Below are 16,025 nucleotides of genomic sequence, written 5' to 3'. Positions count from 1 at the left end.
GACCTTCATGGTGGCATCCACAAAAGCCACCATACCTCTCCTTATAGAACGTCGTCGCAAGCCAATCCATTCCTCAGTCTGGATAGATAGCCTATGTCCGCGTTACCTTCTGTCTCCCAATCACCAGCCCGCCTCCGACGCCGGAGCAAAAAACTGCTGCCTTACTGGTTGCTGAGCCCTGCTGTAATTGTCACGCTGGCTATCGTATTTTTGCCAATGATGCAGGCGGTCTGGACAAGCTTCTACGATCTGGTGTTGTTCAAACCCAAAGCAACGGCATTTGTTGGCATCGGCAACTATATCAAGTTGTTACAGGACCCCGTATTCTGGGCCGCGTTCTGGAACACGTGTATCTGGATAGGTCTGACTGTGCCACTCCAGATGGGGCTTGGGCTTATAACCGCCCTCTTGCTCAACAGGGAGTTTCCTTGGCGCGGTTTGGCCCGAGCACTGGTCATTATACCATGGGCGCTGCCGAGTGTGGTTATAGCGCTGATGTGGCGCTGGATTTACGACCCCAATACAGGCGTTCTCAACGACATATTGCTCAATCTGTCAATTGTAAGTCATGCAGTTCCGTGGCTGGCCGATCCAAACATCGCACTTTATGCAATCATCGCGACGCTGACATGGCAGGGCTTCCCATTCTTTGCAATCATGATTCTCGCGGGTTTGCAGGGCATTCCCAAAAGCCAATATGAGGCAGCTTCCATAGATGGAGCTTCGCCCTGGCGCCAGTTTGTAAATGTGACACTGCCCGGCATAGCGCCAGTTCTTGCAACAGCAGGTCTACTCCGCGTGATCTGGGTGGCGAACTCCATGGACGTGATCTTCGTGATGACGGGCGGTGGCCCCGGCTACTCAACCTACACTTTGCCACTCTATGCATTCGTGAAAGCCAGGCAAAATCTGGATTTTGGCTATGGCACAGCAATCGCTGTAACCTTTACATTGCTGCTTGGTGTTCTGGTTGTCCTCTATCTTGCCCGCACAATGCGTGAGGTCGAAAAATGAAACGTCAAAGCACCATTAAGCGCATATTGACGACCGACCTTCCGGTTGCATGCATCGTGCTCTTCGCCTTAGCCCCATTCGCATGGATGGTCTTAACTTCACTCACACCAACCGAGCAATTATCGGCCAGCGGTGTTTCAATGTCACCGTCGAGCTGGAGTCTCGCCAATTACGAGCGCCTTTTTAACAAAGCACAATTCTACAAAAACATGCTCGACAGCCTTGTTATCGCGGTCGGTACAGTGGTGCTTGGACTCGCGGTCTCCGTTACGGCGGCTTATGCGCTGTCGCGGTTTCGCTTTGTTGGGCGCAAATTGTTTATGATGCAATTTCTGCTCATCAACATGTTCCCGATTGTGCTGTTGATCCTCCCGCTTTTTATCCTCATGCGAAAATATGGCGTTTTGGATACCTATTTCGGTCTTATTCTAGCAAACTCTACGGTCGCTATTCCCTTCTCGGTCTGGATGCTGACGAGTTATGTCGCGGCCATTCCCAAAAGCCTGGACGAAGCCGCGATGATGGATGGTTGTTCGCGTCTTACCGCTCTTCGACGCGTGATCATTCCTCTGATGATGCCCGGCATCATTTCAACGGGCATCTACATCTTCATCACGGCTTGGAATGAATATCTCTATGCCCTCACCCTAGGCGGTAGAAATGTTCGTCCGGTTACCGTCGCAATCCAGACGCTAATCGGGGAATATCAGATCGAATGGGGACTTTTGGCAGCTGGTGCCGTCGTCGGTGCAATGCCGGCAACCATTCTGTTCCTTCTCGTTCAAAAGCGCCTCATAGGCGGTCTCACTCAAGGTGCGGTCAAAGGCTGACACACTGTTTCCATCAATTATTGAAGCTATCGAGGAAATATCATGAACCCCATAGGGTTGATTTCAATGCAATATGCGCGGCCTTTCACGGCCGAACATTTTCCGCTTTTCCATAAAATACGCGATCACGGATATGATTTCATTGAACTGCTAGTGCCTGAAGTGGGCGAACTTGATCTAAAGGAAACACGCAAAGCGCTTGATGATGCAGGTTTGAGCATCGTACTTGCAGCACGCGTTAATCTTGAACGGAATATTTCGTCCGCTGACCGCAAGGCCTACCAATGCGGCATTGATTATCTCAAATACACTGTCGATTGCGCGAATGCACTTGGCGCGCAGGTAGTCGGAGGTCCTTTGACCGGAAATCCACTCGTCTTTGCTGGTCGCCCACCACAACCGGTTTCAGAAGACGAACGTCTGCGCCGTAAGGATTGTTGCGTGCATGCCCTGCAAGTCGCCGGAGACTATGCTCAGGGCAGCGAGGTACTACTGGCCGTTGAACCACTCAATCGCTTTGAAAGCGACGTGTTGTGTACAACCCAACAAGCAATCGAACTGTTAGATGCAGTTGATCAGCCAGCGATAAAGCTGATGCTCGACACATTCCATATGCATATGGAAGAAAGCTCAATCCCCGAAGCGATCAAGCTCGCAGGCGATCTCGTGGTGCATTTTCAAGCCAACGAAAACCATCGCGGCTTTCCAGGCACAGGCGCCACAGATTGGGTATCGGTTTGCCGGGCTTTACACGAGATTGGCTACACTGGTCCAATTTCGCTTGAACCTTTCCGCCGTCAGGACGATCGGTTTGGTGTGCCTTTTGCGCAATGGCGCGCACCGCACGAAGACGAAGGTGATCGTTTGGCCGCCAGCACTGCGTTTATGAAAAGCCACCTCCTTCTTACGGAATATCGTCGATGACCCTAAAAATTGGTTGGATTGGTTGCGGTATCCACGCAACTCAAATGCTGCTGCCTCAGCTTGTTCGTTATGATGTCGAAATTGCCGCTCTTTGCGATATCGACCCCGAACGCCTAAAAAATGCGGGGCGGCAGTTTGGTGTGCACACACTAACAGGTGATGTTGAAACGTTGCTAAGCACACCGGGTATTGACGCCATTGGTATGGCCGTGGGCCCTGATCAGCACCTTGCCTTTGGCAAAGCGGCATTGCAACGCGGCCTTCCTGTTTTCATGGAGAAGCCTCCATCAGGATCATCAGAAGGAGCACGTGAGCTTCTGAAAGCGTCCGAAAAAGCGAAGAAGCCTCTACTGCTGGGCTTCATGAAACGTTACTCGGTCGGCAACAAAGTTGCGGCCAACATCATAAAGTCGGGTCAATTTGGCGACGTATTGGGGCTAACCGGCTACTATATGACGGCTCCCGGCTATTTCGTCGGCAATGTCGACTACACCGGCTTCTTTCTGCATCATTGCGTCCACTACATGGATCTTGTTTCCCACCTCGTCTCGCCTGTGCGAAAACTTACGGCAAAAAAAGTCGAAAAAGAACCAGGCAAGCTGCTGATTCATGCAGCAATCGATTTTGAATGTGGCGCTATTGGCACCATTGCCATGGGTACGATTCAATCGCGTGGAACACCAGTCGAGCGCATCGAATTGATGGGAGATCATCAGCGTATTGAAGTGGATAATGTCATCGATGTTCGCTGGCATCGAAATCCTGCATTCAAAATAGACGATCCGAAAGCAATGCTTTCAGAAGCGAGCGATACCCTCACTTGGAGACCCAACTTCACCGCCGCTGCTAATGAAGATCCAAAGGGCTATCATTCGTTGCTGGCTGATGTCCTTCCCGCTCTCATGGGTGCCGAGACAGCCGCACCAAACATCACAGACGGCGTTATTGCTATGGAACGACTAGAGACCATGCGGAAGGAAATTGATTTATAATGCTCATTGACTTTTATGTCAGAGCGGAAATCTCCAAGAAAAGTGAGTAAGTGTTCACGAATTGTCTTTCTCTGTAAATCTATATTCGATTTTAACTGCTATCAGATGTTCTTTCGTTGATAATAACATATTTAACACGCTCTCAATAAACAGAGATAAGTCCGGCACATATGGCAAACCTTCACTTCTGCCATATGTGCCGGATTTCTAAAATAAACAACCCATAAGGAAAATATCATATTCCGATCGCTTTATACTTATGACGAATAATAACAGCACAAATAAAAACATCGATCAGAAATTAAATATAATATAATATATTACTATTTTCTAGTAACTTATATATAGTCATACTTTTCTGAAATACTGGATTTCAGTTAGGCGCTTCCATTATTTGATTTAGCATTTTTTTCCACAGATCAACCAATTTGCGCCCGGTTGTAATTTCCGGATCAAAGCTCTGGCGCACCGCTATACCACGTAACACCGACAGAATTAGGTGAAGCTTTAAGGTATCGGTCTCATTGTCAGGCTCAAAAACCCACCAGTTTTGATATGCTTAAATCACGGATATCCACCCAACGACCCATCTCGTCCCTTAATCGTTGACCAAGCTCATTGTCTAAGCGAGCTGCCAGCATCAGTTCAATTGCGGCGATGTACCGGCTATCCGAGAAGATCGTCAACCAAAGAGCTTCGGTCAGTTCTGGCAGCGTATACTTGGTTTCATCAGCATCAGCTCCAAAGGGATCAGCGACTTCCCAGTCCTCATGAAGCTGTCGCAAAGCTGCAACCAGTAGATCATTACGCGAGGGAAAGTGATGCGTCAGCGCGCCACGCGAGACCTTTGCTTTTTGAGCAATAATGGCTGTTGAAATAAGCCCATGACCGACCTCAGCAAGCGCTTCAAGGGTTGCTTGGCAAACTCTTGACCGTGTCGTTGACGAGCGTTCAGCCTGAGTTTTCCTGCGCGACTGCGCCGAATTCTGAGCCCTGATTGATTTTACTGAGCCGTTCATTTGTTGAGATCTCTGCAGCCTCTGTTACCGCAGTCTGCGTTATACTCAGCCTACCGCTAGCAAACTGGATTTCAAAACAGAGCGGCAGTCTTAAAACCATTCTTCTTATGGCAATTATCCTACCGCTGTTTATCTCGAACGCTGTTCGCGCTGCCGGCTGGATGGTCGCTTTTGGCCAGACCGGCGTTCTGAATTTTCTGCTTATGAAAGTCGGCGTCATCTCCACGCCTCTAGCGATCATGCAGACACCAGTTGCCGTGTTCATTGGCATAACGGCCGTCAATCTTCCCTATGTAGTCCTCACGTTACAAAGTGTGTTTGAAGGTTTGGACGAAAATATAGATTACGCAGCAGCTAGCCTCGGTGCTTCACCATTGCAAAGCTTCATCCTCGTTCGTATGCCACAAATTATGCCTGGCCTTCTTGCAGCCTCGGTACTCTCCTTCATCCTGACGATGAATGCTTATGCCACGCCTGTAATTCTGGGCGGCCCATCGTTCCGCATGATGGCTCCGATGATCGTCACAGAAATACTGAATAAGGCAAACTGGCCCCTCGGAGCAGCACTTGCCTTTGTTCTGCTTTCTGTCACAGTCACGATATCGGTACTCGCAGGGCTTTTTATTCGCCGCCGCTATTAAGCGCGAAGGATAATTGGCGTAACAACCGCTGGTAAGCGGAAACAGTTCTGCAGACAATTTTTCGAAAGTTGGTCGAACAACCGACGAAAGCAAAATCAATTTCCGCGTATGCGAGCACAAGAGTAAACGTCAGAATGACCGTGGGCCGAAAGCAGTACTACCACTACTCACCATAATAGTCTGAACTGTCCTATCCTTTATTAGATGCACGTTGTCATAAGCAGTCTGTTAATCCAGCAGACTACAGCGCTGTTCTTATTTAAGAATGGCTTCCGTCCCACTGACATGGGCTTGTGAAATCGCTCCCGCCGAAAAGACGCGCGGATTACATATACGAGAAAACTGTTGGGTTTGCCCAATTGCCTTTGAAATTTAACGTCTAAGACACCGTTAAAAAGCGCGTGATTTATTGTCTTCTACGGAGATTGTGAGATTATGACTTTGCGCTGAGACGAGCAGTAACAGTCGAAGCGCAACCCCGGATTAGCCCCCGCTATCCGGGGTTTTCATTTTGCGTCGGACCCGGGCTCGGTACGGTATCGACCCTTACTTTCAAGTATATTTCTGCGATGATGATTGAGCGCGAGAAAGGTCTGCTGGGACTCCAAGCGCAAGCCCCGACTCGGAACGATTACCCGTGAGCCGGGGCTTTTCTGCTTTTTAAAACGATGCTATCTTTTTATTGCGTTGGTGAATTTCAGACCTTCCGAGCGCAGACCCCGGTTTACGGCTTCTTGCCGGCCGGGGTTTTTTTATGGTCAAATTCTACAGAATTGCGCTAAGTTTCATTAGGACCTTAGGAGGCTCATATGGCTGCAGAATCCTGAGCTTCACTAGCGATTGTAAATGCTTTTGTAGTCATCTTGTTTGCACTGATATGGCGCTGCAAAGAAGAAAAATCGCCACTGATTTCCTTACTATTACGTCTCAGACAGCCATTAATCAGCGTTTTCAGCGGCTCCGCTAGCTCAGCACGATCCCGCCATCAACATTGAGGCTTTGCCCGGTCACGAATGCTGCATCATCGGAAGCGAGGAATGCAACCGGTCCTACTACATCTTCAGGGTCACCGATCCGTCGCATGGCCGTTTTTTCCTGCCATGCCTCCCGCACCGCAATGTCATCAAGATTTACGCGACCCATATCGGTGAGAATAATGCCTGGGCAAATGCAATTCGCAGTGATGCCGAAAATTCCGACCTCTTGTGCCAATACACGTGTGAACCCCATGACAGCAGCCTTCGAGGCCGAATAATGAGCCTGCTCCGGAGCGCCATGTTTGCCGCCAATCGATGCAATATTCACGATGCGACCGTAATTCTGTTTCTTCATAAAAGGCAACACAGCTTGAACGACCAGAAATGTGCCCTTTGCGTTTACATCAAGCACACTATCCCAATGTTCTTCTTTAAGGTGTTCGACATCGCTGGCAATCAGGATACCTGCATTGTTAACGACAGCATCAACGCGGCCAAAACTTTCGACCGTCTTATGTACCATCGTCTCAACGTCAGCTTTGTTACTCACATCGGCATAGACAGTTAATGCACGGCGACCACCTGCTTCTATTTCTTTTGCAACGTCCTGCAGCGCATCCTTCTGGCGTTCAATATCGTTGATGGCTACATTAAAGCCGCGTTTGGCCATACCAACAGCAATCGCACGACCAATTCCACGGCTGGCGCCTGTAACGAGTACTGTTTTTGTCTTTTCAGTCATTTCATCCTCCAGAAACTAAAGGGCCGTATAGCCACCATCAACGGTCAACACAGTGCCGGTTACAAAACTCGCCGCATCGGATGCGAGAAACAAAACAGCATTTGCGATCTCACGGGGTTCGCCGAGCCGCCCTTGCGGGGTCATGGCCAACCAATTCGAAAACCACTCCCCGTTGCTACGGCCAGCAAGAGTGAGCTCGGTCGCCGTATAGCCAGGAGCTACCGCGTTTACGCGCACGCCCCGCTTTGCCCATTCGACCGCAAGCGATTTGGTGATGAGATTGACGCCTGCCTTAGCTGCATTGTATGCGACCTGGGGCTGTGGATAGACAACAATCTCACCACACATCGATGAAATATTGACGATCGCACCACGGCCAGCTGAAGCCATGCGCTTTCCGAAAGCCTGCGCACAGAAGAATACTCCATTCAAATTGACATCGATAACCGCCCGCCAGTCAGCTTCCTTAGTTTCGGCAACTGGCGCATTTCTGACGATCCCAGCATTGTTGACCAATATATGCGGGCAACCATGTTGGCGGAAAATAGCTTCTGCGGCGCGTTCGACTGCCTCGCTGTCCGTTACGTCAAAAATATAAAGACTTGCCGAGGAAGCTCTTAGTGCGTTCAGCTCCGCAACAGCCACCTGACCTGACGCTTCATCACGATCCGTAATGATAACAGTTGCTCCCGCTTCAACGAACAACTGCGCAATCGCTCGGCCGATTCCCTTGGCGCCACCGGTAATAACTGCATACTTCTCTGTAAGTTCAAAATCCTTGAGCAATAGTCTCTCCCAAATTGATTTCAGACAGCGCGAACAGATTTTAGCGCTGGATACAAAGCACGATACTGCTGGTAAATCTCATCATACATTGCTGCCTCGCGGGCGCGGGGTTCTATGCGCGTTCCCGGCTTTACCATCGCAGCGATGCCGTCATCGATGGTGGCGAAATATCCAGCACCATGGGCCGCCAGAACCGCAGCCCCCACCGAAGGGGCGTCGCGTGACTGCGGCACACAAACGGGCAAGCCAGCCGTATCAGCATGTATCTGCAACCAGAGCGGAGAGGCACTAGCCCCACCGCCAACGGTGATTTCCTGTCCGCGATAACCCGCATCCGCCATGGCATCGAGAATAGCGCGGGTACCGAAACTGATCCCTTCCATGATCGCCCGAAAAATATGATGCGGCTCATGAGCAAGTGTGAGACCGACGATTGCTCCACGCGACAGAGCATCAGTATAAGGCGTCCGATTTCCCTGAAAATGGTCTTGCACCAGAAGTCCGTCAGCGCCAGGTTCAAGAGCTGCAGCCTTGCGGTTCAATTCTTCCATATCCATCGTGCCGTTCATCATACGGCCCAGCCATGCGATAATTGATCCGGTGGATGTTTGACCACCTTCGATCACGTAGCGTCCCGGATAGAGCATATCCGGATAACTGCCCCAAATCCCAGGGGCATGGAGTGGTTTGTCCGAAACACCAAACTGCAGATGTGATGATCCGGTTATCAGAGCAAGCTGACCGGGTTGCGCGACGCCAAGACCGATCATACCAATCAGCGCATCAGCTCCGCCCTGAACCAGTTTCACCTTCTTGCTGAGACCAAGTTCGGAGGCAGCCGATGCACAAAGCGTACCGACGACATCGCCTGGCGCAACCACCCGCGATGGCCATTTATGCAACAAGGATTCAAGTCCCAGTTTTTGCAGCATTGTTGTCGGGAAGCCACCACGATCTGTTGAGTAGTGCCAGCGCAGAGAGGTATTGTTAAGACTCGCAGCCTTTTCGCCGGTCAGGCGCAAAGTCATAAAATCCTGATACTCGCAAATCGTTTCGGCCTTCGCGAAAATCTCTGGCTCATTGCGGGCAATCCAGAGTGCCTTTGGGATCATCCACTCCGCCGAGACGGGCCCTTGGCCACCGCCATTGGCTTTGAGCGCTTCATCGTTTGTGGCCAATATCTCTGCCGCTTCTGAAGTCGCGCGAACGTCCATCCAGATAATCGATGGACGCAGAGGCTTGCCGTTAGCGTCGAGAGCAACAACCGTGCAGCTTGTTGTGGCAAGCGTTATCGCTTCGATCGCAGACGGGTCAACCGCGGATTCTGATATCGCTTTGCACGCGGCCTGAACGAAGGAACTCCACCAGTCTTCCGGATTTTGTTCCGCTCTTGCACCGCTGTAAAACTTAGTTTCATATGGGACCGCAACACTGGCAAGGCACACGCCCGACAGATCGTAAACCCGTGCGCGGATGCTTTCTGTGCCGCCGTCAGCAGTGAGAAAATAAGCCATCCAATTCCTCCCGAGCAGATGCAAAGGCGCCTCCAACCTATGCAATGCCCTAAACTCAACTTAAATTGCGAAATGCCTCGAGTGCTTTGCCCGCATACATCACTGCTGGCCCGCCGCCCATTTCGACGGCCACTTCCAATGCTTCGATCAGTTCCACTTCTGTAGCGCCATGGCGGATTGCAGCATCGACATGATATAGAATGCAGTCCTCGCACCCTTTAACGACAGCTATACTCACAGCGATCAACTCGCGTTGAGCAGAGGAAAAGCTACCAGCAGCAGTCGCTGTCTTGCTAACCTTGGCGAAGCCTGACATGAGCTCTGGTGCTGCCTTGGCAAATGCTCCGAGCCGCGATTGAGCTTCTTTCAGTTTTGCCTTTAAATCAGTCATTGGAGCCTCCCTTGTGGCTTAAGATGAGATCCAGAACGCCCTTCGTTTGATCCCATTGCGGCATGTGACCGGATTGAGCAAAGAAGTGGACGCTGACTGACGGCGGCAGCGAAGTCACCTGCTGCCATGGGATGATGCGGTCGTGAAGACCAACCAGAACTCTCACGGGCATTGATCGCGAAAGCTTATCCAGTGACGCTATGATATCGATGCGCTGGCCTGATGATCCAATGATCGTGTCAGCAAGCGCCTTAAGACGGCCTTTGCTCATTGTGCTCGCAATATCCGCGGCAAGTTCTGACGAAAGCTCAACCGGTTTGGCCGAAACGCGCCTGAGCAAATGCACCACTTCACCAGCTGTTGTGGCATTCGCCATGCCAGAGATGAAACTTGCATCGATTTCTGAACCCAGACCAGCTGGCGCAATGAGCGTCAGCCCCGAAACGATTTCAGCATCAGTCTGTGCAAATTTTATTGCAGCAATAGCGCCAAGGGAATGAGCGACCACATGAACTTTCTTGGCGGACAACGCATCGAGAAACTCAGAAAGAAAATCGCTTAGCTGATCAATTTGCCCCGCTTCAATTGTTGTCAGACCATGTGCAGGAAGATCGGGAACAATGACGCGGAAATTTGCCCGGCGCAAACCTGAAGCGATGCCATTCCATGTGGTTTGATCACCCGAAAACCCATGCAGAAGCAGAAAGGTCGGCGAATCCTTGGAGCCCTGATCGCTATAGGCGACGCGCCCCCGTCCGAATTCGATAAATTGCACGTCGCCTTTTAACACAGCATTGCCCGAGGCAGCCAGTACGTCCTCTTTCTCAACTCGGCCCCTGCGACCGCTTCCTGAGAGAAGCTGGATATCGATGCCTTTTTCACGCGCTATCCTGCGAGCGAGCGGTGTCGCACGCACACGCTGATCACTTCCTGCCGGTCTTGCAACGGCTGCATTGGAAACAATTGGCGCAGCTGGAGCTGCAAGGGTTTGAACTGCAGAGACATCCGGCTTCAAGATGACAGAGCCAGCCGCGACCTCGATACGAGCGATAGCGTCGCCGACGACGACCATATCGCCTTCCTGACGCAGAATTTCTATGAGCTTGCCACCGACCAGCGCAGGAAATTCGGCAACCGTTTTGTCTGTCTCAATTTCCAGCACAGCCTCGCCGCGTTCGAAGCTATCGCCTGCGTCCTTCAGCCAACGGACAATGCGCCCCTCTTCCATCGTTTCACCGAGACGCGGCATATCGAGCTCGGTTACGACAAAATCGCCAGCAAATTCCTCCGAAACAGTCGCGCTTTGACCGCCTTCATCTGTCCAGTCAGGGCCCTCTCCTGTGTCGATACGCGCCAGCGGTGCTCCCACTACCACATGGTCTCCAATAGATCCGATCCACTCATGAAGTGTACCATCACCAAGGGCTGGAAACTCCGCAACGGTTTTGTCTGTTTCAATCTCGATTATGGAATCGCCACGTTTGAAACTGTCGCCGGGGTTTACAAGAAAGCCGACAATTTTGCCCTCTTCCATCGTTTCGCCCAGGCGTGGCATTTTGAGAATACGTTCTGTCATGACAACATTCTCTCTGCGACTGAACGGATCAGGTCTGCTGTCGGCACGCTTCCAGCTTCCAGATCCTGCGAAACTGAAATTGGAATGTCTTCACCTGCCACACGCACGACAGGCTGTTCGAGATAATCAAAGCACTCTTCCGTGATCCGGGCAGAAAGCTCTGCTGCAACACCCGCAGTCATCACGCCCTCGGATACAACCATAGCTTTACCGACACGCTCGACGTGTTCGCGCACGGTGTCAAAATCGAGCGGATTGAGCGTACGAAGATCGATAACTGTGACCTCAATTCCCTTGGACGCAAGTTTTTCAGCTGCATCCATCGCGTAGTGCAACTGGCGAGAATAAGTGATGATCACCAGATCCTTACCGGTACGCCGCACTGCTGCCTTGCCCCATTCCAGCGGCTCAGCATCAAGGTTAACCTCTTCCTTGCGGGTATAAAGCGCCTTGTGTTCAATGAAGACCACCGGGTCAGGTTTCGTGAGGCTCTGGCGCAGCAGATGATAGGCGTCCTGTACAGTCGCAGGCATCGCAAGTCGCAAGCCCGGCGTGTGCATGATCCATGCTTCGAGACTTTGCGAATGCTGCGCACCTGCCGAACGCCCGGTACCACCTTGCGTGCGGAGAACCATCGGCACGCCGATCTGGCCGCCAAACATATAACGGATTTTGGCAGCCTGATTGGCAAGCTGATCCATCGTCATACCAAGGAAGTCAATATACATAAGTTCCGCAACAGGGCGCAATCCGGTCATTGCGGCACCCACAGCCGCGCCAATGATTGCTGGCTCAGAAATTGGGGTATCGATAAGCCGGTCAGCGCCATATTTACCTATCAGGTCTTTGGTAACTCCATAGGCACCGCCATAACGGCCCACCTCTTCGCCGATCACAACGATGGTGTTGTCTTCAGCCATGGCATCATCCAGCGCCTTACGCAGCGCATCGCGGTAAGTCATGGCAACCATTATGCTTCATCCCTGGAAAGTACGCGATCAATACGGGTGTGGACGGGTTCTGGCTCTGGTTCGCCAACCGCATAGACATCTCTGAACATGGAAGTGAGTGGGGGCGCTTTGGATGCCACGGAGAAATCAATCGTCGCATCCATTTCCGCCGTGATGCCGCTATCCATCGCGTCGAGTTCGGCTTCTGGTGCCAAGCCTTCGTAAATCAGCCGATCCCGTGTGAACTTTACCGGGTCTTTCTTCCGACCTTCGGTCTCTTCCGCTTCCGCGCGATATGGGCTCTTGTCCATGCGCGCATGACCAAAGAAACGGTAGCAGGTCACTGACAGGAAACCTGGTTTGCCAAGGCGCGCATCATCAATCAGGCCTTGTGCAACGCTTTTTACTTCCTCAACATCAATGCCATCAGCGACAGCGCCGTTTAGACCAAACGCGTGCGCGCGCTGTTCAAACGCAGTATTGGCGGTCGCCTGATCAACACGCGTACCCATGCCATATTGATTGTTGATGCAGACAAACACAACCGGCAGATGCCAAAGCGCTGCCATATTCATGCTCTCGTAGAGGATACCCTGCTGCATCGCTCCATCGCCAAAAAAGGCGATCGAAACAGAGTTTTTCTTGAGGTATTTGCTGGATAGGCCCGCACCAACCACCGATGGAATACCGCCCCCAACAATCGCATTAGCACCAAGATGGCCAAGCGCCATGTCGGCGATATGCATGGAACCGCCCTTACCATGGCAATAACCAGTTTCCTTCCCACCGATTTCGGCCATCATCTGCTTGGGATCAGCACCGCGGGCAAGAAAAATACCATGACCACGATGATGGGTCGTGAAAGTGTCCTGTGGCTGCATTGCAGCACATACACCGGCAGCGGCCGCCTCTTCACCAATGGAAAGGTGAAGCATCGAACCTGCCGTCTGGCCACGTACGAACAATTCACCAACACGCTCTTCAAAGGTGCGGATTCGCCGCATCGTCCGGTATAGTTCAAGAAGATTAGAGTTACTCGGATTTTGCACGCGCGCCTCCGACAGACTTGTCTGTTTTAAGTTTTTCATGATGTTTGGTTCAATGCCTAACTAACGCAGTTCTTCAAAGGAGCTTCAGTTTGGTGGTTCGCGAAACAACGGCAACCGCCACGAGAATGATAAGGCCCTTCACGATGCTCTGGATGTATGTGTCCATGCCAATCAGATTAAGGCCGTTATTGATGACGCCTATGAAAAGAGCGCCGAAGAAAGTACCAGCAATTGTTGCAGTACCAGGACGGAACATAGTCATCCCGATAAAAACCGTGGCGAGGCCATCAAGCAAATAACGTTCTCCAGCATTTGGCTGACCGGAACCTAAACGTGCTGCAAGAAGTGCACCTGCGACGGCTGCAAAAATCGAGCATACCACAAGAGCAGCAGCACGATAAAAGCGGCCATTCACGCCAGAAAGCTCCGCGGCTTTGAGGTTTCCCCCCACCGCATAGATGTAACGACCGAAAACGGTTCGCTCCATCAGGAACCAGGCCACGAAGACAACGATCACCATGGCGTAGGCAAGCACGGGAATGCCAAAAAGCTGGCCCTGGCCAAGCCAGAGATAGCCGGCGGGAAGACCGCCATAGATTGCTCGCCCACCTGTCATAAGAAAATTGATACCGTATAGAATGGAGCCTATAGCAAGCGTGGCGATCAGTGACGGAACCCCCACTAGCGTCACCAGTGCTGCGTTGACCGAACCCACCACCAGGCCGGCGCACAGACCGGCAAGCAAAGCCACTGGCAAAGGAAATCCGGCAACTAGCATCAGTGGCACCAGAATGCCCGCCATACCAACCATATAGCCAACCGAGAGGTCCATTTCTCTCGCTGCAAAGCCAAATGTCAGACCTGCGCCAACGATGGTAAGCATCGAAATCTGCTGGATGATATTGAGCAGATTATTTGCCGTAAGGAAGCGGTCAACAGTCAAGGAAAAGCCTGCAAACAACAGGAAAAGCACGAAAAGCGTACTATATTTCAACAACCACTCGCCTTTGAGCTTTTTACCAAAGCTCTGGGCATGGCGTGATGATTGCGGTGAGACCGCTGAAGATCGGGCATTCATTGGGTAGCTCCTGCCATCGCGGCAATAAATTTCGCTTCTGAGAATGCGCTACGCTCAATCTGTGGACCAGGCTTGCCATTCACGAATGGGATGACGCGGTCTGCCACGTCGGCTATTTCCAGAAGGTCGGAAGAGGTTACGAGAACGGCTATGCCTTTATTGGCAAGTCTCCGCATCTGGGCATGAATCTCTCGCTTGGCACCGATATCCACGCCCTCTGTCGGTTCAATTAAAATCATCAACCGGTAATGATCGTCAGCGCCATAAAGCCACTTGCCAATCGAGACCTTTTGTTTGTTGCCTCCGCTTAGGTCTTTTACAAACTGGCTGCGTGAATGTGCCTTGACGTTCATCAACTGCATCGTCCGGTCAGCTTCGTGGGCTTCACGGCGCATGGACAATATACCTGTGCTGCCCAAAGTCGCGTAGGATGGGTGGACCATTGCAAGGTTTTCGCGCACATCCCAATCGCCGATCAGTGCGTTCTCCATGCGGTGGTCAGGCACAAGTGCCACACCCTTCTTTTGCATCGTCCGCGCATCAATTCTGGCGATGGACACACCATCAAGACGGCAGGTTCCGGCGGTCTTCCCACTTGCCGCGTAAAGCGAGCGTGCAAAACCAAAATGCCCTGCCCCCGTCAAACCAATAAGCCCGACAATCTCGCCCGAACGGATGACGAAATTATCAACGCTCACCCCACCTGCCTGCCAGTCACTGACTTCCATGACCACCGGGCCAAGATTGCGTGTTTGACTGGTATCCTGCTCTGTAGGACCCTTACCGCCCGTGCGCTGAAGCATAAGATCTATGAGCTGCGCTTCGCTTGAATTTTCTGCATCGAGCGTTGCGATATGTCGACCATCACGGAGCACAGTTATTCGGTCACTCAGCGCTTTGATCTCGGAGAGAAAATGGCTGATCAGTACAATGCCAACGCCTTGGTGCGGCAGAGTTTTGATAATCTGCCAAAGACTTTCTTTTTCCCGAGCAGGCAGTGTTGCCGTTGGTTCATCAAGAATAAGTAATCGGACGTTTCCGCGAAGAGCCCGAACAATTTCGATAATTTTCTGATCTGCCATCGGAAGCATATCGACCTGCTGATCAAGATCGATAGACACCTGCGGAAACCAGCGCTTAAGCAACGCGTCAGCACGCACTATAAGCTTTCGTTTGTCGATCACGCCAAGTATCATTCTTGGCTCGTCGCCCAGAAGGATATTTTGCGCCCCAGTCAATCCGGGAACGAGGCTGCCTTCTTGCGACACATGCGCAATTCCTTTGCGAAGCGCATCACCAGCACTTGCCAGCTTAACCTCAGTGCCATCAATAGTAATGTTACCAGAAGTCGGGCTTTTACTACCGCCAAGAATGCTGACAAGAGTTGTCTTTCCCGCACCATTTTCCCCGATCAGCCCATGAACCTCATTGAAGCGGAACTCTGTGCTGACCTGATCTAGTGCCAGCGTTCCGGGATAGGACATGACGATCTGCGAAAGGCTCACAGCCATCGAAGAACTCCTGCTAATAAAAGTCTCACGT

The 16,025-nt window shown here is 51.6% G+C and carries 15 protein-coding genes; 5 read left to right on the top strand and 10 right to left on the bottom strand.

What is annotated here, in order from left to right; translation table 11 throughout:
• Positions 1 to 93: 93 nt before the first annotated feature.
• From QSJ70_RS03785 to QSJ70_RS03770, 4 genes are read left to right on the top strand one after another with little or no spacing between them, the layout of a single operon-like run.
• Complete coding sequence (locus QSJ70_RS03785; protein ID WP_215777184.1) at positions 94 to 1,014, top strand: carbohydrate ABC transporter permease; 921 nt, start codon at positions 94 to 96, stop codon at positions 1,012 to 1,014.
• The gene (locus tag QSJ70_RS03780) at positions 1,011 to 1,844 is read left to right on the top strand and encodes a carbohydrate ABC transporter permease (RefSeq protein WP_215777186.1); all 834 of its coding nucleotides are present in this window, start codon (positions 1,011 to 1,013) and stop codon (positions 1,842 to 1,844) included. Before QSJ70_RS03785 ends, QSJ70_RS03780 begins: the two co-directional genes overlap by 4 nt.
• A 42-nt stretch (positions 1,845 to 1,886) precedes the next feature.
• A complete protein-coding gene (locus QSJ70_RS03775; RefSeq protein WP_285534862.1) occupies positions 1,887 to 2,768 on the top strand; it encodes a sugar phosphate isomerase/epimerase family protein in 882 nt (293 codons plus the stop codon).
• On the top strand, positions 2,765 to 3,760 hold the full coding sequence (locus QSJ70_RS03770; protein WP_285534860.1) for a Gfo/Idh/MocA family protein: 996 nt from the start codon (positions 2,765 to 2,767) through the stop codon (positions 3,758 to 3,760). Before QSJ70_RS03775 ends, QSJ70_RS03770 begins: the two co-directional genes overlap by 4 nt.
• Positions 3,761 to 4,293: 533 nt before the next feature.
• Here the strand turns inward: QSJ70_RS03770 and QSJ70_RS03765 are convergent.
• Complete coding sequence (locus QSJ70_RS03765; RefSeq protein WP_285534859.1) at positions 4,294 to 4,779, bottom strand: TetR/AcrR family transcriptional regulator; 486 nt, start codon at positions 4,777 to 4,779, stop codon at positions 4,294 to 4,296.
• Here QSJ70_RS03765 and QSJ70_RS03760 point away from each other — a divergent pair.
• Positions 4,758 to 5,420, top strand: coding sequence for an ABC transporter permease (locus QSJ70_RS03760; protein WP_285534857.1), 663 nt, complete (start codon positions 4,758 to 4,760; stop codon positions 5,418 to 5,420). The two genes, QSJ70_RS03765 and QSJ70_RS03760, sit on opposite strands and share 22 nt — an antisense overlap.
• Before the next feature lie 963 nt (positions 5,421 to 6,383).
• Here QSJ70_RS03760 and QSJ70_RS03755 read toward each other — a convergent pair.
• Genes QSJ70_RS03755 through QSJ70_RS03715 form a run of 9 tightly spaced genes read right to left on the bottom strand, consistent with a single transcriptional unit; the run spans position 6,384 to position 15,994 of the window.
• Entirely contained in the window at positions 6,384 to 7,139 is a 756-nt protein-coding gene (locus tag QSJ70_RS03755) for an SDR family NAD(P)-dependent oxidoreductase (protein ID WP_215777195.1), read from the bottom strand.
• Positions 7,140 to 7,154: 15 nt separating this feature from the next.
• On the bottom strand, positions 7,155 to 7,925 hold the full coding sequence (locus QSJ70_RS03750; protein WP_215777197.1) for an SDR family NAD(P)-dependent oxidoreductase: 771 nt from the start codon (positions 7,923 to 7,925) through the stop codon (positions 7,155 to 7,157).
• Between the two features lie 20 nt (positions 7,926 to 7,945).
• On the bottom strand, positions 7,946 to 9,439 hold the full coding sequence (locus QSJ70_RS03745; RefSeq protein ID WP_215777199.1) for an FGGY-family carbohydrate kinase: 1,494 nt from the start codon (positions 9,437 to 9,439) through the stop codon (positions 7,946 to 7,948).
• Between the two features lie 55 nt (positions 9,440 to 9,494).
• The gene (locus tag QSJ70_RS03740; protein ID WP_285534854.1) at positions 9,495 to 9,830 is read right to left on the bottom strand and encodes a carboxymuconolactone decarboxylase family protein; all 336 of its coding nucleotides are present in this window, start codon (positions 9,828 to 9,830) and stop codon (positions 9,495 to 9,497) included.
• Positions 9,823 to 11,406: an acetoin dehydrogenase dihydrolipoyllysine-residue acetyltransferase subunit gene (locus QSJ70_RS03735; protein ID WP_285534853.1), complete on the bottom strand. Its 1,584-nt coding sequence runs from the start codon at positions 11,404 to 11,406 to the stop codon at positions 9,823 to 9,825. The genes QSJ70_RS03740 and QSJ70_RS03735 overlap by 8 nt, the downstream gene beginning before the upstream one ends.
• Positions 11,403 to 12,377 (bottom strand): alpha-ketoacid dehydrogenase subunit beta, encoded by a 975-nt coding sequence (locus tag QSJ70_RS03730; RefSeq protein WP_215777206.1) that lies wholly within the window; start codon positions 12,375 to 12,377, stop codon positions 11,403 to 11,405. Before QSJ70_RS03730 ends, QSJ70_RS03735 begins: the two co-directional genes overlap by 4 nt.
• Positions 12,377 to 13,444 (bottom strand): thiamine pyrophosphate-dependent dehydrogenase E1 component subunit alpha, encoded by a 1,068-nt coding sequence (locus QSJ70_RS03725; RefSeq protein WP_215777208.1) that lies wholly within the window; start codon positions 13,442 to 13,444, stop codon positions 12,377 to 12,379. The genes QSJ70_RS03730 and QSJ70_RS03725 overlap by 1 nt, the downstream gene beginning before the upstream one ends.
• A 34-nt stretch (positions 13,445 to 13,478) precedes the next feature.
• Complete coding sequence (locus QSJ70_RS03720) at positions 13,479 to 14,483, bottom strand: ABC transporter permease (protein WP_285534851.1); 1,005 nt, start codon at positions 14,481 to 14,483, stop codon at positions 13,479 to 13,481.
• Positions 14,480 to 15,994, bottom strand: coding sequence for a sugar ABC transporter ATP-binding protein (locus tag QSJ70_RS03715; RefSeq protein ID WP_285534850.1), 1,515 nt, complete (start codon positions 15,992 to 15,994; stop codon positions 14,480 to 14,482). Before QSJ70_RS03715 ends, QSJ70_RS03720 begins: the two co-directional genes overlap by 4 nt.
• Between the last annotated feature and the right edge of the window lie 31 nt (positions 15,995 to 16,025).

Source organism: Brucella sp. NBRC 12950, assembly GCF_030268145.1.
In the GTDB taxonomy this organism is placed as follows: domain Bacteria; phylum Pseudomonadota; class Alphaproteobacteria; order Rhizobiales; family Rhizobiaceae; genus Brucella.
This window is presented reverse-complemented; position numbering and strand designations above follow the sequence as displayed.